We start from the raw sequence: 19,636 nt of genomic DNA on the forward strand, positions 1-19,636 counted from the left end.
GCGACGGGGGCAGAGCCCCCTACCCTGCGTCCGTCCTGCCTCGCCGGTCCGACCGCAAGCAGGCATAAAGAACATGCGTCCGCCACCGTCCATTGATCTGCAGATATGACTGCGCCACGCCTTCGTATTTGAAGGCCGAACTTTCCAGCAACCCGCGTGAGGGCTTGTTTTCAGGCAAACACGCCGCCTCGATCCGGCTCAGGTCCAGACGGGTGAAGGCGTGGTGAACAACTGCGCCGATGGCCTCGCGCATATAGCCGTTGCGCGCGAAGCTCTGTCCGGTCCAATAGCCCAGCGTCCCGGCCTGCGCGGGACCGCGGCGGATGTTGTCCAGCGTGATCGCTCCCACCAGCACGTCATCTGAACGGCGGAACAGAAACAACGGTATCGCGGTTCCGCTGGCGACCGAGCGCTGCGCCCAATAGACCCTGTTGGTAAAGGACTTGCGGCTTAAATGGTCCTGCGCCCAGATCGGCTCCCAGGGGGTCAGAAACTCTTTTGAGGCGCGGCGCAGGGCAGCCCATTCGTTGAAATCAGAATGCACAGGCGGGCGCAGCCTTAGCCGCGCGGTTTCAAGTTTCAGCTTGCGCCTGCCCAACAGCATCACGCCGCACGCCTCTCCTGCAGTTCTGTTAAGGATGGCGCGTCTGAGACCGGACCGTATAGCGCCAACGCGGCCGGGGCCTGAACCGCCATACGTTCAGCGAAGGCTCGGACATCCTCGGTGCTGACGGCATCAATCTTGGTGACGGTATCTTCAAGCGAAGGCACACCCCCCCAGATCTGCACCAGACGCGCCAGACGCTCGGCCCGGTTCGAGGGGCTTTCCAGACCCATCAGCATCCCGGCTTTCATCTGCGCACGGGCACGAGCGACTTCTTCTTCGCTCATGTCTTCGGCGGCGCGCTTCATTTCGTCTATCGTGATGGTTGCCAGCTCTGCGACCTGATCTGCAGACGTCCCCGCATAAATCGTGGTCGTCCCGGTATCCGCATAGGCCCCGGTCTGCGCAAAAATCGTATAGCACAGCCCGCGCGACTCACGCACTTCCTGGAACAGGCGCGAGGACATGCCGCCGCCCAAAGCAGTGGTGTAGACCTGCGCCGTATAGATCGCATCGTCGCGATAGCCGGGGCTTTCCAGTGCCAGCGCAAAATGCGCCTGCTCCAACTCTTTTTCCTGCCGCGCCTCGCCTCCGGTAAAGCGGGCGGCTTCGGGGATCAGGCCCTTGCAAGGTTGCAAGTGGCCGAACATCTCTTCTGCCATTTTCATCAGCGCGTCGTGATCCACAGCGCCCGCCGCAGACAAGATCATTTGTTCGGGGCCATAGTGCTCGGACACAAAACCCGAAAGATCCTCTCGCGAGAAAGAGCTGACCCGCTCGGTCGGCCCAAGAATAGTACGGCCGAGTGGCTGGTCGTGATAGCTTTGTTCCTGCAGCCAATCGAAAATCACATCGTCAGGCGTGTCATAGGCCTGACCGATTTCCTGCAGGATCACGCCGCGCTCGACCTCGATCTCGCGCGGGTCGAAAACCGGGTTCAGCACGATGTCTCCGATGACATCCATCGCCAGCGCCACATCGTCCTTCAGGACGCGCGCGTAGTATGCCGTCACCTCGCGCGAGGTATAGGCGTTGATATATCCACCTACATCCTCGATCGCCTCGGCGATTTGCAGCGAAGAACGCCGCTCGGTTCCCTTGAACGCCATATGCTCAAGGAAATGCGCGATCCCGTTCTGTTCGATCCGCTCGTTCCGCGCTCCGGCGGTCACCCAGATGCCGATGGCTGCCGATTGCAGCCCCGGCATATGTTCACTGACGATACGAAAGCCGTTCTTCAGCTGGTCTTGTCTGACTGTCACTCAGCGATATGCCTTCTGATATGATCCTCAAGGGCACCCAGATCATTGGCAATCCGCGTCACCCGTTCCGGACGTTCATACAGATCAGACATGCGGGATGGAAGAGGCGGATGTTCCCCGCTCGCCTTCTCGACCGCCGCTGGGAATTTCGCTGGGTGCGCGGTGGCCAGAGTGATCATCGGCACATCCGCCGCGCGGTGATCCTCGGCCACCTTGATGCCAATGGCCGAATGCGGGCAGACCAGCTCGGCACTATGGGCCAGCGTGTGTTTGATCGTCTCTAGCGTCTCATCCTCGGACACGCGGCCCGAATCAAAGCTCTCGCGCAGGGCCTCCATCGCGCCTTGGCTGACGTTGAAGCCACCGGATTTCAGCTCATCCATCAACTGAGCGACCGCGCTGCCATCCTCGCCGTAAGCATAGTACAGCGCGCGTTCGAAGTTTGAGCTGACCTGAATGTCCATCGACGGGCTGATCGAGGGGATGGTTTCGCCCTTGAAATACCCCTCACCCGACAGGCAACGATGCAGGATGTCGTTCTGGTTCGTCGCAACGACAAGCCGGTCGATGGGCAGGCCCATACGTTTGGCCAGATAGCCTGCGAAGATGTCCCCGAAATTGCCGGTTGGCACGGTGAAGCTGACCTTGCGATGCGGCGCGCCAAGACTGACCGCCGCCGAGAAGTAATACACGATCTGCGCCAGAACGCGGGCAAAGTTGATCGAGTTCACTCCGGCCAATTTGACCTCATCCCGGAAATCGAAATCGTTGAACATGTCCTTCAATGCTGCCTGACAGTCGTCAAAATCGCCATCCACTGCCAGCGCATGGACATTGCTGTCCGCTGGCGTCGTCATCTGGCGGCGCTGCACCTCGGACACCCGCCCATGCGGGTACAGGATGAACACATCCACCGCATCCAGCCCCCGGAACGCCTCAATCGCGGCCGAGCCGGTATCGCCACTGGTCGCGCCCACGATGGTCACGCGGTCATTGCGGCGTTTCAGGGCCACCTGGAACAGCTGACCAATCAGCTGCATGGCAAAGTCCTTGAAGGCCAGAGTGGGCCCGTGGAACAGCTCCAGCAGGAAGTGGTTTTCGTTTAGCTGCTTTAGCGGCGCGCGGGCGTCGTGGCCAAAGCCTTCATAGGCGCGGGCGATGATCTGCTTGAACTCATCCTCGGCGAAAGAGCCGCTGACATAGGGCCACATGACGCGAAATGCGATTTCCTCGTAGGACAGACCGGCCATGGCGGCGATTTCGTCATGGCTGAGCGTCGGGATTTCAGCGGGCAGGTACAGGCCGCCGTCACGGGCCAGCCCGGTCAACATCGCCTCTTCAAAGCTCAGTTCAGGCGCCTGGCCACGGGTCGAGATGTATTTCATTGCGGGTCACTCTCAGAAGGGGCGCGATTGCGCCACAGGAAGTATACGGTCATCGCGGCCCAGACGAGGGCCAGTCCAAACCATGTGATTGCGTATTGCAGGTGATCATTGGGAATCCCGGCCGTGTCGACGGGCAGCGGCGTCACGCCCGGATCGGTTCGAGACCGGGCAATCAGCAAGATCGGCTCGGCCCCCAGAGCGGCAGCCAGATTGGGCACATCGCGGGCGAACCAGATGTTGCTGTCGATATCCGCCTCGGGCGTGTAGCTGTCGATCTCATCAGGCCAATGCAGGTTGCCGGTCACCTCCATCGGGCCGGTCAAACGGTCGGTCTGTTTGGCTGTGGTTGGCACAAAACCCCGGTCCACCAGAATGGTACGATCCTCGGTGCTGAACGATTGGATGATGCGATACCCGGCACCGACCTGCTTGACCGAGACCAGAACGTGAATCTCGCCCGGCTCCATATCACCCGAGATTGTAACAGGCAGATATTTGTCGGCATCCTCTGACACCTGTTGCGGCAGAGGAACCGGTTCGGTCGCGATGCGGCTGTCAATCTCGGAGAGGATCTCTTGCTTCCACGCCAGACGCTGGACTTGCCACGTGCCCAGCCACAGCAACACGCCCAAACCGGCGAGGCTGAAGATCAACAGAAACAGAGTGCGGCGCATGGCAGGACTATCGCTCGTTGCAGGAACCGGCGTCTTGTTAAGGGGGGCGGGCACGAGAATGCAACCACGCAATTGTATGGGGCGCAATCTTGCCTTCGAAAATGCGAAAAAGCCGCCCCGAAGAGCGGCTTTTGTAGTTCAAAACCAGTGTCGCTTAGAACAGCGGCGCCTGTCCCCAGATGTAAACTGCGAAGAACAGGAACAGCCAGACCACGTCAACGAAGTGCCAGTACCAGGCCGCGGCCTCGAAACCGACGTGCTTCTCGGGGGTGAAGTCCCCTTTCAGCGCGCGGATCAGACAGACAGTCAGGAAGATCGTGCCGATGACGACGTGGAAGCCGTGGAAGCCGGTTGCCATGAAGAAGTTCGAGTAGAACTGGTCACCACCAAACTGCCAGTCCTCATGCGCCAGAAGTTCATAATATTCAAACGCCTGAAGCGCAGTGAACAGGACACCCAGCACGATACCGATGGCCAGACCGTTGATCAGCGCCTTGCGGTCGTTGTCATGGACCAGCGCATGGTGCGCCCATGTGATCGCACAGCCCGACAGCAGCAAGACCAGAGTGTTGATCAGCGGCAGGTGGAACGGGTCAACCGCGTGGATATCCGGCTGGATGTATTCGGTACCCGCATAGTCGTACATCGGATACATGCGATGCTTGAAGAACGACCAGAACCAGGCGAAGAAGAACATCACCTCGGACATGACAAACAGGATGAAGCCATAGCGCAGGCCGATGCGCACGACCGGTGTGTGATCGCCCTGACGGCTTTCGACCACAACCTCGGACCACCAGGCGAACATGGTGTAAAGAACGGCGACGAGGCCGGCCCAGAACAGCCACGGCGTCACACCGTGCATCCAAAGGACGGCTCCGAACAGCATCACAAAGCCACCGACAGCGCCGATCAGTGGCCAGATCGACGGGGCCAGAATGTGATAATCATGGTTTTTAGCGTGTGCCATCAGCGTCCCTCACCTAAAGGCGTTAGTTCGTGTTTGTGTCTTCCTGCGTTTCAAGGGCGGCATAGCCCTCGGGCAGGTCAATTTCGTAGAATGTATACGACAGAGTAATCGTATGCACATATTTCGCTTCAAGGTCTTCGACCATTTCCGGGTCAACAAAGAAGCTGACCGGCATCTCTACCCGCTCACCGGGTTGCAGAACCTGCTCTTCAAAGCAGAAACAGGCGATTTTCTGAAAATACCCGCCTGCCGAGTACGGCGCGACGTTGTAGGATGCCTGTCCGGCAATCGGGCGATCGGTCGGGTTGTAGGCCTCGTAAAAGGCCAAACCGGTTTCACCGATGCGCACCTCCATCTCGCGTTCGACGGGTTTGAACTCCCACGCCATGTCCTTGGCTTTGGACGCGTCGAAACGGATGGTCACTTTGCGATCAAGGATATCTTCGGGCGCGGCTTCGGCGACGCCGGTCGTGCCTCCGAATCCTGTGACACGGCAGAACCAGTCGTAAAACGGCACGGCCGCCCAGGCGAGGCTGCCCATCAGGACAACCACACCCACGGTTTGCACAACAGTTTTCTGGGGACCGGACAGAGCCATCAGTTCTGCACCTCCTGCACGGGTTGCCCCAGGCTGGTGCCCGAGACCTTGACGATCGTGAGGCCGAAGATGATCACGATGAAAGCCGCAAGCGTCAGGCCAACACCCAGATTTCGGCTGAAACGACGTTCGTGAATTTCGTGGCTTTTGCGCAGGCTCATCACCACCCTCCCAAGCCGTAGGGTTTCAGCAGCGCCTCAACCAGAATCGCGCCGAAATGCAGGAACAGGTACAGCAGAGACAGCTTGAAAAAGCTCCGCTCGACCTTGAAATTGTCCATTTCGGCGTCGTCTTCGGTACGGCGCGAGATTTGCCATGCGCCGCGCAGGAACAGGGCGTTCAGCACCAGAGCTACCGCCAGATAGATCGGCCCGCCGATGCCCGAGAACGCAGTGCCAACGGCCAGAACAGCAAGAAGGCCAGTGTAAACGAGAATATGCTTACGGGTCGCGCGGCGGCCATGGGTCACGGTCAGCATGGGCACGCCCGCATCGTCATAGTCCGAACGCATGAACAACGCCAATGCCCAGAAATGCGGAGGCGTCCACATGAAGGTCAGGGCAAACATCAGCCACGGCTCAAGCGTCATCGAACCCGTCGCGGCAACCCAGCCGATCACCGGAGGGAACGCCCCTGCCGCGCCGCCAATCACGATGTTCTGCGGCGTCGAACGCTTCAGCCACATCGTGTAGACCACAACGTAGAAGAAAATGGTGAATCCCAAGAATGCGCCTGCAAACCAGTTGGTCGCAAGGCCCAGCATGATCACTGACAGGCCCGAAAGTGCCAGACCCAGCGAAAGCGCCTCGCCTTCCTGTACCTTACCGGCGGGAATCGGGCGGGCTTTGGTGCGCTTCATCACCCGGTCGATATCCGCATCCCACCACATGTTCAGCGCACCTGACGCGCCGCCGCCAATGGCGATGAACAAGATGGCGCAGAAGCCAACGAAAGGATGCACCGACACCGGAGCCGCAAGCAAACCGACCAGAGCCGTAAACACGACCAGAGACATCACGCGTGGCTTCAGCAGGGCAAAATAATCGCCAAAGCTGGCCTCATCCGCGTATGCCTTGGCGGTCGATGTGCTGGCATTGATGCTTGCGTCGGTCATCTCGGGTCCTTTTGGGGCGAAAGCTGCGCGGTTTAGCGCGCAGCCAACGAGTATTCTAAGGCGCGAACGCCCAGTCTACGCTCAGTTCGAGGCAACCTGAAAGTTCTGCGGGGTGCCCGCATATTCCTCAATTGCGCCGTTCAGCCACTGCTCATAGGCCTCTTCGCTGACCACTTTGACGGTGATCGGCATATAGGCGTGATCCTTGCCGCAAAGCTCGGAACACTGGCCGAAATAGATGCCCTCTTTTTCTGCTTCGAACCACAGCTCGGCCAGACGACCGGGAACGCCGTCCTGCTTCACGCCGAAAGACGGGATCGTCCACGAGTGGATCACGTCAGATGCGGTGACCTGCATTACGATGACCTTGCCGACCGGGACCACAACGGCGGTATCGGTGGCCAGCAGCCATTCATCATCGCTGTAACCCGAATCGGCCAATTTGGCGCGCATGGCGTCATCCAGAACGAAGGGGGTCACATCCGCATCTGCAGCGCGCGCACCCTCGTCAAGCGTGGCGGGGTGGCCTAGCAGGTAGCTGTCGAACGCGAAATCGTGATCAACATATTCATAGGTCCAGTACCACTGGTTGCCGACCACTTTGATGACAACGTCACCTTCGGGAATTTCCTGCTGCTTGAACAAAACCGGCAGAGAGAAGGCGCCGATGAACACCAGAACCAGGATCGGTCCCAAAGTCCAGGCAATCTCGACCGGGGTGTAGTGCGAGAACCGCGCCGGTGTCGGGTTGACGCGCTGGTTGTAGCGCACGATGCAATACACCAGCAGGCCGGCAACAAGCAGACAGATCACGGTGATGATCACCAAAATCATGTTGTCCAGCCGCTGAATACCGTCCGCAAGCTCGGTCGCTGCAGGCTGGAACCCAACGCCACCGTCAACCGGCTTACCAATTATCTCAAGCTCCTGGGCCATGGCGGGAAGGCTGGAGAGGGCCGTAGCAAGCCCGGAAAGCATCAAAGCATTCTTCATGTCTTGTCCTGATCGTTTGATCTTTGCGTCTCTGGCGAAAAGGTATGAATCGGTGAAACCACACCCGTTGTCTTTGGCCGCGTTAAAAACCATATTCCTGTCGGTAGATAAAGCAAAATGCTTGCGTCAAACAGACGCTATTTTTGATCTGGATCAAACCGGAAAGGCCGCAACCCATGACTCAAGCCCCGTTTCACCCCTTTGAAAGCGCCCTGCCGCATGATGAAGCGCTTGCCATTTTGCAATCTGCCACTGCCGGCGCCGAAGACGGAGAGCTGTTCGTTGAACGCCGGAAATCCGAATCTCTGGTCTTTGATGACGGGCGATTGAAGACTGCGTCCTACGATGCGTCCGAGGGATTCGGGCTGCGCGCTGTACAGGGTGAGGTCGCAGGCTATGCACATTCAACCGACGTTTCGATACCCGCGTTGAAGCGCGCGTCCGAGACGGCCCGGCTGGCCGTTGGCAATGGGGGCGGCACTCTGGCCGAAGCCCCGATGGCGACCAACAAGCGCCTCTATACCGATGAAGACCCAATCGAAACCGCCAGCTTTCCGGTCAAGGTCGAGACCCTGCGCGAGATCGACGCCTTCGCCCGCGATCTGGACCCCCGCGTCGTGCAAGTCAGCGCCACGATCGCCGCTGCGGTGCAAGAGGTCGAGATCCTGCGCCCCGACGGCGTGCTGGTGCGCGACGTGCGCCCGATGACTCGAGTGAATGTCTCGGTCATCGTCGAGCAGAATGGCCGCCGTGAAAGCGGCTCGGCGGGTGGTGGAGGTCGCGTCGGCCTGAGCGGGCTGATCGACCCCACCGACTGGCAGAACAAGGCGCGCGAGGCCTTACGGATCGCGTTGGTCAACCTCGAAGCTGTCCCCGCCCCTGCCGGAGTGATGGAGGTCGCCTTAGGCCCCGGCTGGCCCGGTATCTTGCTGCACGAAGCTATCGGGCACGGGCTGGAGGGAGATTTTAACCGCAAGGGCAGCTCGGCCTTTGCGGGTCTGATGGGGCAGCAGATTGCCTCGAAAGGTGTGACCGTTGTGGATGATGGCACGATTGCTGACCGGCGCGGCTCGATCTCTGTGGATGACGAGGGAACGCCAAGCTCTCGGACTGTGCTGATCGAGGACGGTATCCTGACCGGGTACATGCAGGACCGCCAGAATGCGCGCCTGATGGGCGTCTCCCCAACTGGCAATGGACGGCGGCAGAGCTACGCGCACAAACCGATGCCGCGCATGACCAATACGGTGATGTTGGGTGGCGATGCCGACCCGGCTGCACTGGTTGCTGATATCAAGGACGGGATCTGGGCCGTTGGCTTCGGCGGCGGTCAGGTCGACATCACCAACGGCAAGTTCGTCTTTTCCTGCACCGAGGCCTACCGCGTTGAAAACGGCAAGATCGGCGCGCCGGTCAAAGGCGCGACGCTGATCGGGGATGGCCCTTCTGCGCTGAACCGCATCCGTGGGTTGGGCAACGACATGGCGCTGGATCCGGGGATGGGCACCTGCGGCAAGGATGGTCAATGGGTGCCCGTGGGCGTCGGCCAGCCCACGGTTCTGATGGACGGGCTGACCGTCGGAGGCTCCGCCGCCTGAGACGGAATCACATGACATTGGAAAGGCGCAGGGTTAACACTGCGCCTTTTTTGCGTGAGAGGTTGGCGTCGGTTGAAAATTCGGCTTACGCATCTCGGTAAAAATTTTTATCCAAACAATTCATTTTGTTAGCGGCATTCTTCAAGAAACCCACCAAGAAAATTGCACCTAATTTTCAACGATTCACAGGCTGTTAACCCCGACACCCGTAAACCAGTTCTGCAATCAGGCGGAGCATCGGATGACCGAAGAGCAGCATTCTTCCAATCACCCCCCACTCCCACCCACCACGGAAGAGGATCGGTTTTCATGGCTCCGCCTGTTGCGCTCACGCAAGGTTGGTCCGGCGACGTTTCGTCGGCTGCTAAGCGAACATGGTTCAGCGCAGAACGCGCTGGCCGCGCTGCCGGAAATGGCACGCGCCGCCGGAATAAACGGGTACGAAATCTGCCCTCCCGGCGTGATTGAGGCGGAACTCAAGGCCGCACAAGCCGCCAAAGCGCGGCTTGTCTGCCTTGGGTCCGCTGATTTTCCAAAAGCTTTGCAGGATATATCTGACGCGCCGCCACTTCTATGGGCTGTTGGCGATCTTACGATGCTGCAGAAACCAGCCATCGCAATGGTGGGCGCGCGCAATTGTTCCTCGCTCGGGGCGCGTATGGCCCGTGGTCTGGCGAAAGAACTGGGGGATCTGGGCCATGTCATTGTCTCAGGCCTTGCCCGAGGGATCGACACTTCGGCCCATCTGGCCGCGCTGGACACCGGCACCATCGCCGTGATGGCCGGAGGTGTCGATGTGATCTACCCGGCCGAAAACGCTGAACTGGCGCATAAAATCGGCGAATCCGGCCTGCGCCTGTCGGAACAACCCATGGGACTGACACCACAAGCCCGCCACTTCCCGCGCCGCAACCGGATTATATCCGGATTGGCGCAGGCGGTTGTGGTGGTTGAGGCCGCAGCTAAATCAGGCAGCCTGATCACCGCTCGGGACGCGTTGGACCAAGGGCGCGAGGTTCTGGCCGTTCCCGGCCATCCATTCGATGCGCGGTCCTCTGGATGCAACCTGTTGATTCGGGACGGAGCGACCCTGGTCCGTTCCGCCGAAGATGTGATCGAAGCCCTGCCCAAGAGAGAAGACCTTTTCCAAACGAGCAGTGAGCCCCCTGCACTGGCAATACCGACGCCCGCTGTGGCACTGCACGATCAGATCCTGCAACGACTCGGCCCATCGCCCATCGCCGAGGACCAACTGCTGCGCGATATCGCAGCTTCGGCCGGTGATCTTGGGCCCGCTTTGGTAGATCTGGAACTTGAGGGCCGAATCCAGCGCCAACCCGGCGGACTTTTGTCGCTGGCAAGCTGACTTTGGTATTCGGCCAGGCGGCCCCCCTGTAAGGCTTTGCCTGCCTCAAAGACGCATAGGACGCTGAAATCTTGGGTTTTTTCACACTGCAAAAGGAACGCATTGACATTCCGGCCTTGCCCCACACATTTTGCACGACCATAACAGGCGTCCTATTCGTCGAGCGAGGTTTTCCCTTAAATGCCCGTAGTTGTTGTAGAATCTCCGGCCAAAGCAAAAACAATCAACAAGTATCTCGGCCCCGACTACACGGTTCTGGCCTCCTATGGCCATGTGCGGGACCTGCCGCCCAAGGACGGATCCGTCGATACCGACCACGAATTCGAGATGAAGTGGGAGGTCGGCAATGACAGCAAAAAGCACGTCAAAGCGATTGCCGATGCGCTGAAAGAAGACAACGCGCTGATCCTCGCAACCGACCCCGATCGCGAGGGGGAGGCAATCAGCTGGCACTTGCAGGAAGCTCTGACCAAGCGGCGCTCGATCAAGAAAGACACCCCGGTCAGTCGCGTGACGTTCAACGCGATCACCAAAGAGGCCGTCACCCAGGCGATGCAAAACCCGCGTGAGGTCGACATGCCACTGGTCGAGGCCTATCTGGCCCGCCGCGCACTGGACTATCTGGTGGGCTTCAACCTGTCGCCGGTTCTGTGGCGCAAGCTGCCCGGCGCAAAATCAGCAGGTCGGGTCCAGTCTGTCTGCCTACGCCTGATCGTTGAACGCGAGATGGAGATCGAGGCCTTCAAGCCAGTTGAATACTGGTCGGTCAAGGCCCTGTTCGAAACCCCGCGCGGCCAAACCTATGAGGCGCGGTTGGTCACCTATGCTGGCAAAAAGCTGGACAAGCACGATCTGAAAGACGCGACACAGGCGGAACTGGCGGTGCAGGCCATCACCAGCCGCGCGCTGAGCGTGACCTCGGTCGAGGCGAAACCTGCAGCACGCAACCCCAGCGCACCCTTCATGACCTCAACCCTGCAACAGGAGGCCAGCCGCAAGTTCGGCATGGGTGCGCGGCACGCGATGCAGGTGGCGCAACGCCTCTATGAGGCAGGCTACATTACATATATGCGAACCGACGGTATCGACATGGCCCCCGAAGCGGTCGCCGCCACGCGCGATGCGATCTCGGACCGTTTTGGCGCCGAATATGTGCCGGACAGCCCGCGCATCTACAAAAACAAGGCCAAGAACGCGCAGGAAGCGCACGAGTGTATCCGCCCGACGGACATGACGCGCGATGCAAAAGAACTGAGGGTGACTGATGAAGATCAGCGCAAGCTTTATGATCTGATCTGGAAGCGCACCATTGCCTGCCAGATGGCTGCTGCGCGCCTGGAACGCACAACCGTTGAAATCGGCAGCGACGATGGTCAGGTTGGCCTGCGCGCGACCGGTCAGGTAGTGCTGTTTGACGGCTTCATGCGCGTCTACGAAGAAGGCCGTGACGATGTGGCTGACGACGACGAAAAGCGCCTGCCTCAGATCATGCAGGGCGATCCCGCGCGGTTTGCCAAGGGCTCATTGGTAAGCCAATTCGAAAAGGCGACGGGTGAGGCTCAGGTCACAGAGAGCGCAAAAACTGCAAAACAGGCGATCCTGTCTGAAAACGAAGCGGTTCTGGCGCTGCAGCACCACACGCAGCCGCCTCCGCGCTACACTGAGGCAACATTGGTCAAGCGGATGGAGGAGCTGGGGATCGGCCGTCCTTCGACCTATGCCTCGATCGTGACCACGATTCAGGACCGCGAATATGTGCGCAAGGACAAGAACCGCCTGATCCCTGAAGAAAAGGGCCGGATCGTCACCATCTTCCTGCTGAATTTCTTCCGCCAATACGTGGGCTATGAATTCACGGCGAATCTGGAAGAAGAGCTGGACGATGTCAGCGCCGGCGAGCGCGACTACAAGGATCTGCTGGGCAAGTTCTGGCGCGATTTCTCGGCTGCGATTGGCGAGACGTCTGAACTGCGCATCTCGGAAGTGCTGGACAAGCTCGACGATGCACTGGCGCCGCAATTGTATCCGCCTCGTGAGGACGGGTCGGACCCGCGGGTCTGCCCCAAATGCGGTGTCGGGCAACTGCACCTGAAAACCTCGCGCACCGGCGGGTTTGTTGGCTGCGGTAACTATCCCGAATGCACCTATACCCGCCCCATCGCGGGCGAAGGGGCCGAAGGGGATGAGCGTCTTCTGGGTGACGATGCAAGCGATGAGATCTGGCTGAAATCTGGTCGTTTCGGTCCCTATGTCCAGCGCGGAGAGCCGACGCCCGAGAACAAAAAGCCCCCGCGCGCCTCTCTGCCCCGTGGCTGGAGCAAGGATGACATGGACCTTGAAAAGGCCCTGACCCTATTGTCCTTGCCTCGCCAGATCGGCGAACATCCCGAAGGCGGTATGATCAGCTCGAACTTCGGGCGGTTCGGGCCGTATATAATGCACCAGCTGCCGGAAGAGGCGAAACCGGTCTACGTCAACGTCAAAGACCCCAATGACGTGTTCGAGATCGGCATGAACCGCGCGGTCGAGATGCTGGCAGAAAAGCGCGCCAATCCGGGACGTGGCAGGCGCACGGCGGCGGCCCCCCTCAAAGAGCTGGGCGAACACCCAGATGGTGGTGCGATGCAGGTTCTCGATGGGCGTTATGGGCCATATGTGAAGTGGGAAAAAGTCAACGCCACCATTCCCAAGGACATCAAGCCCGAAGATGTGACACAGGAAATGGCCATCGAACTGGTCAACGAGCGCGCCGCCAAGAAGGGTACGAAGAAAAAGGCTGCCCCAAAGAAAAAGGCCACTGCCAAGAAGACAACAAAGAAGACGGCAAGCTAGGGTTGGATAGGTAGAAATACCACCAGCCCCTTGGATTCGTTGACTTCCCCCTGACGCGGCGGCACAACCTGCCCATCACCATGTCATTGGGGGAGTTTTCCATGAAGAAAATCTATGCCAATGCCTCTGACGCGCTCGACGGAGTGCTGTCGGATGGCATGATGATCGCGGCGGGCGGTTTCGGCCTGTGCGGCATCCCGGAACTGCTGCTCGAGGCGATCAAGGAATCGGGTGCTCAGAACCTGACCTTTGCGTCAAACAATGCAGGCGTCGACGATTTCGGTATCGGCATCCTGCTGCAGACCAAGCAGGTCAAGAAAATGATCAGCTCTTACGTGGGCGAAAACGCGGAATTCATGCGTCAGTACCTAGCCGGAGAGCTTGAGCTGGAATTCAACCCACAGGGCACTCTGGCCGAGCGGATGCGCGCAGGTGGCGCAGGCATCCCTGGTTTCTACACCAAAACCGGCGTGGGGACTGTGATCGCGGAGGGCAAGGAACACAAAGACTTCAACGGCGAGACCCATATTCTGGAAGAAGGCATCTTTGCCGATCTGGCCATTGTCAAAGCCTGGAAGGCCGATGATACCGGCAACCTGATCTTCCGCAAGACCGCCCGGAACTTCAACGTGCCTGCTGCGACATGCGGCAAGATCTGCATCGCCGAAGTCGAAGAGATTGTCCCCCGAGGCTCAATGGACCCGGATGCGATCCACCTGCCGGGCATCTATGTCCATCGGATCATTCAGGGCGATCACGAAAAGCGCATTGAACAGCGCACCACCCGTAAGAAGGAGGAAGCATAATGCCTTGGGATCGGAACCAGATGGCCGCCCGTGCGGCGCAAGAGCTTGAAGACGGCATGTATGTAAACCTCGGCATCGGTATTCCGACGCTGGTGGCAAACTATGTGGGTGACAAGGACATCACCCTGCAATCCGAGAACGGCATGCTGGGCATGGGCCCCTTCCCGTTTGAAGGTGAAGAAGACCCCGACCTGATCAACGCGGGCAAGCAGACCATTACAGAATTGTCACGCACCGCCTATTTCGACAGCGCGACCTCTTTCGCCATGATCCGTGGCGGAAAGATTGCCGCCGCAATTCTGGGCGCGATGGAAGTGGATGAAGAAGGTGACCTTGCCAACTGGATGATTCCCGGCGTGCTGGTCAAAGGCATGGGCGGCGCGATGGACCTTGTGGCTGGCGTGGGCCGTGTGATCGTTGTGATGGACCACACCAACAAGCACGGCAAATCCAAGCTGTTGAAGAAATGCACCCTCCCGCTGACCGGGAAAAAGGTGGTGAATCGCATCATCACCAACCTTGGGGTTCTGGATGTGGTTGAAGGTGGCCTGAAGATCGTCGAAATCGCAGAAGGCGTCACCGAAGACGAGATTCGCGCCGCGACCGAGGCAAACCTCGTCAACTGATGCACGACTAGGGCCTGCTGCGACAGGCGGGCCCTATAGCGTTTCGGGTTAGTTCAGCGTCTGAAACACGCACCCGTCCGAGGCATAGACCGGCGGCGTCGCGCAAAGCGCGCGCGCAACCTGAAAGGCCGCAAGCACTTTGGGCACATAGTCCCTAGTCTCTGCATATGGCGGTACACCGCTGTGTTTGCGAACGGCCCCCTCACCTGCGTTATACCCAGCCAGCGCCAATATCGGGTCATTGCCGAACTCACCCATCAGCCAATCCAGGTATTTCACTCCACCCGAGATATTCTGAGAGGGCTGGAAACTGTCCTGCACGCCAAACCGCTCGGCTGTTGCGGGCATCAGTTGCATCAACCCCTGCGCCCCGGCCGAGCTGACCGCGTCGGCCCGCCCGGCCGATTCCACCGAGATTACCGCCAGCACCAGCGCAGGAGACACGTTGGTCCCGATGGTCGACCGCAGGATATCGCGGCCCTGATTGCTCACGATGCCCTGTAATGTCTGCAACCGGGGTGTGGACACGCTTGTGGCCGCCAAGGCATCGATCGCCGAATCCAGCCGCCCCGGCCCAGCCTGTGCGAGTTCGGGCGAAATCTTCTCCCAAAACGCTTGATGAGCACCTTTGGGTGGCGCTTTGGCCACAACTTCGGGGGCATCAGGCGACGGCACTTTGGCGCGTTTGATGATATCGGGGACCACAAGCTCTGATCCCGTGCTGGGGGCCGATGGGCGGGCTGCATGCTCTTCGGAGGTAATTCGAATGTTGACCTTTGGCCGCTGACCCGGCTGAGGCGCCTTGACCCTTTTATAGACACCACGCGGTTCGACCTCATCGGCGCGTACGGTTTCTGGAGTGCATACCAGAAAAGCCAATACGCCGGCGCATGTGACTGCGTCCCGGAGATTCATTTGCCTGCCTCATGTTTTCGTTTTGATTGATTTGAACCCCGAATCTGCGCGCAAAGCCAGAAAATCCAGGCAAATTGGGGCAGTTTTGCCTCATTTGCCGCAAATTTGCATCGCTACAAAACGGCCAACAACAACTCGATGAACTTTTTTTTATTTATATTCAATAGCTTAACAATTTAATGACCGAAAAGTTAAGCATCGGGCGAAATTTTCCCTGTTTGGCCCAATTCCTGCCACGCACAACAGGCAAACATAGATGCATACCGAGACGATCGGGAGCGGACTGAGAGAGGAAGCTCTGAAAAGACGCCGAGGTTTAGAAGACTTTTTTAGATCCTTTAGGAGGGACATAACATGATCAAGTTCATCAAGAACTTCCGCAAAGACGAAGACGGCGCAGTAACAGTTGACTGGGTTGTTCTGACCGCAGCAGTCATCGGCCTGGGCACCGTTGCTTACACCCAGATTTCGGGCGGCGCAGTTGGCCTGGCCACAGACGTAAACTCGGCTCTGTCGGGCGCAACCGTCAGCACTGGTACTAACAGCGGCACCGCAGGTGGTATCACCACAGCTGGTACCAACACCAACTAATACAAGATTACTCAATCTTGCGAGCATAGCGTCGCGCCGGAAATCGGCGCGACGTTTTTTTTCTTCTGGAATACATCGGACGAATATCTAAGCAAAACACTTGCACCCTTCTACTTTTTGCTTTGCCACCGCAAATCCAGCAGAGAATGCGGCATACAAATCACTTTTTCGCCCAAATCGCGCCACTAGGACGCAGCAAAAATGGAAGGCGCGTCTGGAAACGTGTATCTTCGGATGCTCATTCGTATGCCAAAGTCAAAACCCGACGGCCCTAGTAGGTGTAAGATGAAAAAGTTATTTGGGACATTTAAGACCTCTGAAGATGGTGCGGTTACCGTCGACTGGGTTGTTTTGACAGCGCTCATCATAGCCCTGGCTACACTTCTTTACTTCGCCATCCAAACGGCAACAATCAGCCTGAGCGGGAATACGAGCCAGGCGCTTAGCAGCTCAACCGTCAGCACAGGCACATCGACAGGCGGCGGCGGTGGGTTTTCAACGGCTGGCACCGCGGGCGGCAACTGACCGCTACTCATCTCGACTATACGTCTGAATCTATCAATCGTTACCAACTGGTAACGGTTTCAACTATTGCGTGCGCCCAACCCGCAATGGTCAAACACAGCCAGACATCGGCGTATCTCACCCTCAAAAATAGGCGCGAAAAACCTGATTTGTCCCACATTTCGACACAATTACGATTTACGCATTGCAAGACTGAAATTTATCCTCTGGCCTTTGAAAAACAAAGCCGGACAGAAATATGAGGTGGATGTATGCGAGCGGTATTCGGACTTGTCCTAATTGTTGGGCTAGCTCTGGCTGGCGGCGCTGTCTACATGGCGCGAAACTATATCTCAGCTTATCAGAACGAACTCGCCCGCGAGCGGCAGGCGACGGCCGCCGCGTTGGAGGCAGCTGCAGCCGAAAAAGCCGAGGTCGAAGTGATCCCGACAGTCAGCGTTATCGTTTCCAATCGAACCCTGAAATACGGCGAGCGCCTGGCAGAGGAAGACGTGCGCGTCGTTGATTGGCCGGAAAACGCGATCCCGGAAGGCAGCTTTACAGACTTGGCGGTTTTGTTTCCGCCATCCAGCGGCAAAGACCGTTTCGTTCTTCGCACGATGGAAAAAGACGAAGCCCTGATGGAAGTCAAAATTACCAAGCCCGGAGCAGGTGCAGGCCTGACCTCTCAGTTGGAAAAAGGCATGCGCGCGTTCGCGATTCGGGTCGATGTCGCCTCGGGCGTATCGGGCTTCTTGCGTCCGGGTGACTTTGTCGACGTCTACTGGACCGGCTCGCGCCGCGGGACAACCGCCGAAGCGAACGGCGAAATCACCCGCCTGATCCAGCCCCGGGTCGAGCTGATCGCTATTGACCAGCTCGCCGGGACGGACGTGACTGGCACAACTATTGCGCGCACGATCACCGTTGCGGTCACACGTGAACAGGTTGCCGTACTTACTCAGGCACAGAACACAGGCCGATTGACGTTGGCCCTTGTCGGAGTCGAAGATGAAACCGTGTCATCGGAAGTCATCGAAATCGACCAACGCGCACTGCTGGGAGTCGTCGAGGAAGAAGCCGCCCCGACCCCTGAACGTGTGGAAAAACCAGTGTGCAAGACCCGTATTCGCCGCGGCAACAGCGACGTTGCCGACAGTGTGATCGCCTGCACAAACTGACGCCAATTCAGGACGTTACACCTGCTGAGCCGCGCACTTTGCGCGGCTCTTTTCATTCTTATGTTGCCGATTACCCACATAAGGAAACTTCCGGAAACCCTTGATTATTGCAATAAATTCGGTTTTCGCGCAGAGTTTCGCCTATAGGGCATAAGACCCAAAAAAATGAGGCGTGATCGGAGAGGCAGGTCACATGAAAATACGTTCCTGGATCAGCGCAACCCTGCTGGGGTTGTCGCTTGTAGTTAGCCCAATCGGCGATGCCGCTTGGGCAGAAACTCTTCGCGTGGTTAAAAAGGGCACAGTGGAAACGCTGGAAGTTCCTGTAAACCGCGCGATCGTTGTTGAAAGTGAAGAACCGTTTGCCGAACTCAGTATCGCGAATGCCGGCATTGCCGACATCTCGTCGCTTTCAGAGCGCACGATTTATGTGTTGGGCAGAGCACCCGGCCTGACGACACTTACACTGTTCGATGGCGCCGGTATGCTTTTGGCGAACGTCCGCGTGCGTGTATCGCCGGACGTGACTGAATTCAAAGAGCGCCTAAGGCAGATTTTGCCTAACGAACAAATCGAAGTGCGCACTGCCAACGACGGCATCGTATTGTCCGGCACAGTTTCCGGGGCGGCCAAACTGGCCCGGGCATTGGAACTGGCCGAACGCTATGCCCCCGACCGGGTCTCGAACCTGATGTCGGTCGGCGGTGTGCAACAGGTCATGCTGAAGGTGCGTTTCGCCGAAATGAACCGCTCGGTTGCCAAAAACCTGTCGACATCGCTTGGCTTCGGTGGCGGTGATGTTACAGCGGGTTTCAACACCCTCAACACTCAGGGTGCGTTGTCCAACGCACTAGCCAACAACATTCCGATTGCTCAAGCAAATACGGGCGCAATTCTGTTCGGTTTTGGGGCTGGATCAACGCAAGTAAGGCTGCTGATTGAAGCCCTTGAAACCAAGGGATTGGCACGTACTTTAGCAGAACCAAACTTGTCTGCCCTTTCGGGTCAGCAGGCGACCTTCCTCGCCGGTGGCGAGGTCCCGATCCCAGTGCCCGCAGATGACGGTGTTGTCGCCATCGAATACCGCGCATTCGGCGTTGAAATCGACTTCATTCCGCGCGTGGTCGACGGTGATCTTATCAACCTGGAACTTGGTACAGCGGTATCGAGCATTGATGAATCCTCGAACTTTACGATCAACGGCGATTCGGTCCCAAGCTTCATTACCCGACAGACCTCAACCACCATTGAACTACGCGACGGTGAGAGCTTTGCAATCGCCGGCCTGATTCAGGATGACTTCTCGGATCTGAGCAACCAGGTTCCGTGGCTGGGAGACGTACCTGTTCTGGGTACCCTGTTCCGCAGCGCGCAGTATCAGCGTGAACAGAGTGAGTTGGTTATCATCATAACCGCGCATCTGGTCTCACCCACCCGTGGGGAAACGCTTGCTTTGCCGACAGATCGGGTAAAACCACCAAGTGAGTTTGATCTGTTCTTAAACGGTCAGGTCGCTCGGACCGAGCGCGCAGGCGCAGGTGGCGCATCGGAAGTGGCCAAGCAAGATTTTGGCAGTTCCTACGGCTATATTCTGGATTGATGAGGAGGTTAGGACCA

The 19,636-nt window shown here is 58.3% G+C and carries 19 protein-coding genes; 9 read left to right on the forward strand and 10 right to left on the reverse strand.

The features are described from left to right. Positions 1–19: 19 nt before the first annotated feature. The 9 genes from AC2FD8_RS16690 to coxB form a co-directional block, all read right to left on the reverse strand. Positions 20–604 carry a GNAT family N-acetyltransferase gene (locus AC2FD8_RS16690; RefSeq protein WP_496857969.1) on the reverse strand — a complete coding sequence of 195 codons (585 nt, stop codon included), beginning with the start codon at positions 602–604 and terminating at the stop codon, positions 20–22. Next, a complete protein-coding gene (locus tag AC2FD8_RS16695; protein ID WP_496857971.1) occupies positions 604–1,866 on the reverse strand; it encodes a M16 family metallopeptidase in 1,263 nt (420 codons plus the stop codon). Before AC2FD8_RS16695 ends, AC2FD8_RS16690 begins: the two co-directional genes overlap by 1 nt. Then, the gene (gene thrC, locus AC2FD8_RS16700) at positions 1,863–3,251 is read right to left on the reverse strand and encodes a threonine synthase (RefSeq protein WP_170554654.1); all 1,389 of its coding nucleotides are present in this window, start codon (positions 3,249–3,251) and stop codon (positions 1,863–1,865) included. The genes AC2FD8_RS16695 and thrC overlap by 4 nt, the downstream gene beginning before the upstream one ends. Beyond that, on the reverse strand, positions 3,248–3,925 hold the full coding sequence (locus AC2FD8_RS16705; RefSeq protein ID WP_496857974.1) for an SURF1 family protein: 678 nt from the start codon (positions 3,923–3,925) through the stop codon (positions 3,248–3,250). The genes thrC and AC2FD8_RS16705 overlap by 4 nt, the downstream gene beginning before the upstream one ends. Positions 3,926–4,079: 154 nt before the next feature. Further along, positions 4,080–4,895, reverse strand: a complete 816-nt coding sequence (locus tag AC2FD8_RS16710; protein WP_496857976.1) for a cytochrome c oxidase subunit 3 — start codon at positions 4,893–4,895, stop codon at positions 4,080–4,082. Positions 4,896–4,917: 22 nt separating this feature from the next. After that, positions 4,918–5,493, reverse strand: coding sequence for a cytochrome c oxidase assembly protein (locus tag AC2FD8_RS16715; protein WP_496857978.1), 576 nt, complete (start codon positions 5,491–5,493; stop codon positions 4,918–4,920). Next, entirely contained in the window at positions 5,493–5,654 is a 162-nt protein-coding gene (locus AC2FD8_RS16720) for a cytochrome c oxidase system small membrane protein (protein WP_170377873.1), read from the reverse strand. Before AC2FD8_RS16720 ends, AC2FD8_RS16715 begins: the two co-directional genes overlap by 1 nt. After that, a complete protein-coding gene (cyoE, locus tag AC2FD8_RS16725; RefSeq protein ID WP_496857979.1) occupies positions 5,654–6,607 on the reverse strand; it encodes a heme o synthase in 954 nt (317 codons plus the stop codon). The genes AC2FD8_RS16720 and cyoE overlap by 1 nt, the downstream gene beginning before the upstream one ends. Before the next feature lie 81 nt (positions 6,608–6,688). Beyond that, positions 6,689–7,600 (reverse strand): cytochrome c oxidase subunit II, encoded by a 912-nt coding sequence (gene coxB / locus AC2FD8_RS16730; protein ID WP_496857981.1) that lies wholly within the window; start codon positions 7,598–7,600, stop codon positions 6,689–6,691. Between the two features lie 176 nt (positions 7,601–7,776). Here coxB and tldD point away from each other — a divergent pair, with 176 nt between their 5' ends. The 5 genes from tldD to AC2FD8_RS16755 all read left to right on the forward strand — a co-directional run bounded on the left by tldD (position 7,777) and on the right by AC2FD8_RS16755 (position 14,828). Continuing rightward, positions 7,777–9,198 (forward strand): metalloprotease TldD, encoded by a 1,422-nt coding sequence (tldD, locus tag AC2FD8_RS16735; RefSeq protein ID WP_496857983.1) that lies wholly within the window; start codon positions 7,777–7,779, stop codon positions 9,196–9,198. Between the two features lie 241 nt (positions 9,199–9,439). Beyond that, entirely contained in the window at positions 9,440–10,564 is a 1,125-nt protein-coding gene (gene dprA, locus AC2FD8_RS16740) for a DNA-processing protein DprA (protein ID WP_496857985.1), read from the forward strand. A gap of 180 nt (positions 10,565–10,744) precedes the next feature. After that, positions 10,745–13,396, forward strand: a complete 2,652-nt coding sequence (topA, locus tag AC2FD8_RS16745) for a type I DNA topoisomerase (protein WP_496857987.1) — start codon at positions 10,745–10,747, stop codon at positions 13,394–13,396. Positions 13,397–13,497: 101 nt separating this feature from the next. Next, positions 13,498–14,202, forward strand: coding sequence for a CoA transferase subunit A (locus AC2FD8_RS16750; protein WP_496857989.1), 705 nt, complete (start codon positions 13,498–13,500; stop codon positions 14,200–14,202). Further along, the gene (locus AC2FD8_RS16755) at positions 14,202–14,828 is read left to right on the forward strand and encodes a CoA transferase subunit B (protein ID WP_496857991.1); all 627 of its coding nucleotides are present in this window, start codon (positions 14,202–14,204) and stop codon (positions 14,826–14,828) included. Before AC2FD8_RS16750 ends, AC2FD8_RS16755 begins: the two co-directional genes overlap by 1 nt. Before the next feature lie 48 nt (positions 14,829–14,876). Here the strand turns inward: AC2FD8_RS16755 and AC2FD8_RS16760 are convergent, their stop codons facing one another. Continuing rightward, positions 14,877–15,743 (reverse strand): lytic transglycosylase domain-containing protein, encoded by an 867-nt coding sequence (locus tag AC2FD8_RS16760; protein WP_496857993.1) that lies wholly within the window; start codon positions 15,741–15,743, stop codon positions 14,877–14,879. Positions 15,744–16,097: 354 nt separating this feature from the next. Here AC2FD8_RS16760 and AC2FD8_RS16765 point away from each other — a divergent pair, with 354 nt between their 5' ends. The 4 genes from AC2FD8_RS16765 (at position 16,098) to AC2FD8_RS16780 (ending at position 19,619) form a co-directional block, all read left to right on the forward strand. After that, positions 16,098–16,334, forward strand: a complete 237-nt coding sequence (locus tag AC2FD8_RS16765) for a Flp family type IVb pilin (protein WP_496857995.1) — start codon at positions 16,098–16,100, stop codon at positions 16,332–16,334. A 285-nt stretch (positions 16,335–16,619) separates the two neighbouring features. Further along, positions 16,620–16,859 carry a hypothetical protein gene (locus AC2FD8_RS16770; protein WP_496857997.1) on the forward strand — a complete coding sequence of 80 codons (240 nt, stop codon included), beginning with the start codon at positions 16,620–16,622 and terminating at the stop codon, positions 16,857–16,859. Positions 16,860–17,110: 251 nt separating this feature from the next. Continuing rightward, positions 17,111–18,019 carry a Flp pilus assembly protein CpaB gene (cpaB, locus tag AC2FD8_RS16775; protein ID WP_496857998.1) on the forward strand — a complete coding sequence of 303 codons (909 nt, stop codon included), beginning with the start codon at positions 17,111–17,113 and terminating at the stop codon, positions 18,017–18,019. 193 nt (positions 18,020–18,212) lie between these two features. After that, positions 18,213–19,619, forward strand: coding sequence for a type II and III secretion system protein family protein (locus AC2FD8_RS16780; protein ID WP_496858000.1), 1,407 nt, complete (start codon positions 18,213–18,215; stop codon positions 19,617–19,619). Positions 19,620–19,636: the final 17 nt, after the last annotated feature.

The organism is Ruegeria sp. YTSC192 (assembly GCF_059609705.1).

Bases quoted from the DNA above. Each gene is read 5' to 3' on its own strand.
- AC2FD8_RS16710 (WP_496857976.1), bottom strand. From the start codon at position 4,895: ATGGCACACGCTAAAAACCATGATTATCACATTCTGGCCCCGTCGATC.
- AC2FD8_RS16690 (WP_496857969.1), bottom strand. From the start codon at position 604: ATGCTGTTGGGCAGGCGCAAGCTGAAACTTGAAACCGCGCGGCTAAGG.
- AC2FD8_RS16755 (WP_496857991.1), top strand. From the start codon at position 14,202: ATGCCTTGGGATCGGAACCAGATGGCCGCCCGTGCGGCGCAAGAGCTT.
- AC2FD8_RS16770 (WP_496857997.1), top strand. From the start codon at position 16,620: ATGAAAAAGTTATTTGGGACATTTAAGACCTCTGAAGATGGTGCGGTT.
- AC2FD8_RS16760 (WP_496857993.1), bottom strand. From the start codon at position 15,743: ATGAATCTCCGGGACGCAGTCACATGCGCCGGCGTATTGGCTTTTCTG.
- AC2FD8_RS16715 (WP_496857978.1), bottom strand. From the start codon at position 5,493: ATGGCTCTGTCCGGTCCCCAGAAAACTGTTGTGCAAACCGTGGGTGTG.
- coxB (WP_496857981.1), bottom strand. From the start codon at position 7,600: ATGAAGAATGCTTTGATGCTTTCCGGGCTTGCTACGGCCCTCTCCAGC.
- topA (WP_496857987.1), top strand. From the start codon at position 10,745: ATGCCCGTAGTTGTTGTAGAATCTCCGGCCAAAGCAAAAACAATCAAC.
- AC2FD8_RS16780 (WP_496858000.1), top strand. From the start codon at position 18,213: ATGAAAATACGTTCCTGGATCAGCGCAACCCTGCTGGGGTTGTCGCTT.
- AC2FD8_RS16750 (WP_496857989.1), top strand. From the start codon at position 13,498: ATGAAGAAAATCTATGCCAATGCCTCTGACGCGCTCGACGGAGTGCTG.
- thrC (WP_170554654.1), bottom strand. From the start codon at position 3,251: ATGAAATACATCTCGACCCGTGGCCAGGCGCCTGAACTGAGCTTTGAA.
- cyoE (WP_496857979.1), bottom strand. From the start codon at position 6,607: ATGACCGACGCAAGCATCAATGCCAGCACATCGACCGCCAAGGCATAC.
- AC2FD8_RS16765 (WP_496857995.1), top strand. From the start codon at position 16,098: ATGATCAAGTTCATCAAGAACTTCCGCAAAGACGAAGACGGCGCAGTA.
- cpaB (WP_496857998.1), top strand. From the start codon at position 17,111: ATGCGAGCGGTATTCGGACTTGTCCTAATTGTTGGGCTAGCTCTGGCT.
- tldD (WP_496857983.1), top strand. From the start codon at position 7,777: ATGACTCAAGCCCCGTTTCACCCCTTTGAAAGCGCCCTGCCGCATGAT.
- AC2FD8_RS16705 (WP_496857974.1), bottom strand. From the start codon at position 3,925: ATGCGCCGCACTCTGTTTCTGTTGATCTTCAGCCTCGCCGGTTTGGGC.
- dprA (WP_496857985.1), top strand. From the start codon at position 9,440: ATGACCGAAGAGCAGCATTCTTCCAATCACCCCCCACTCCCACCCACC.
- AC2FD8_RS16720 (WP_170377873.1), bottom strand. From the start codon at position 5,654: ATGAGCCTGCGCAAAAGCCACGAAATTCACGAACGTCGTTTCAGCCGA.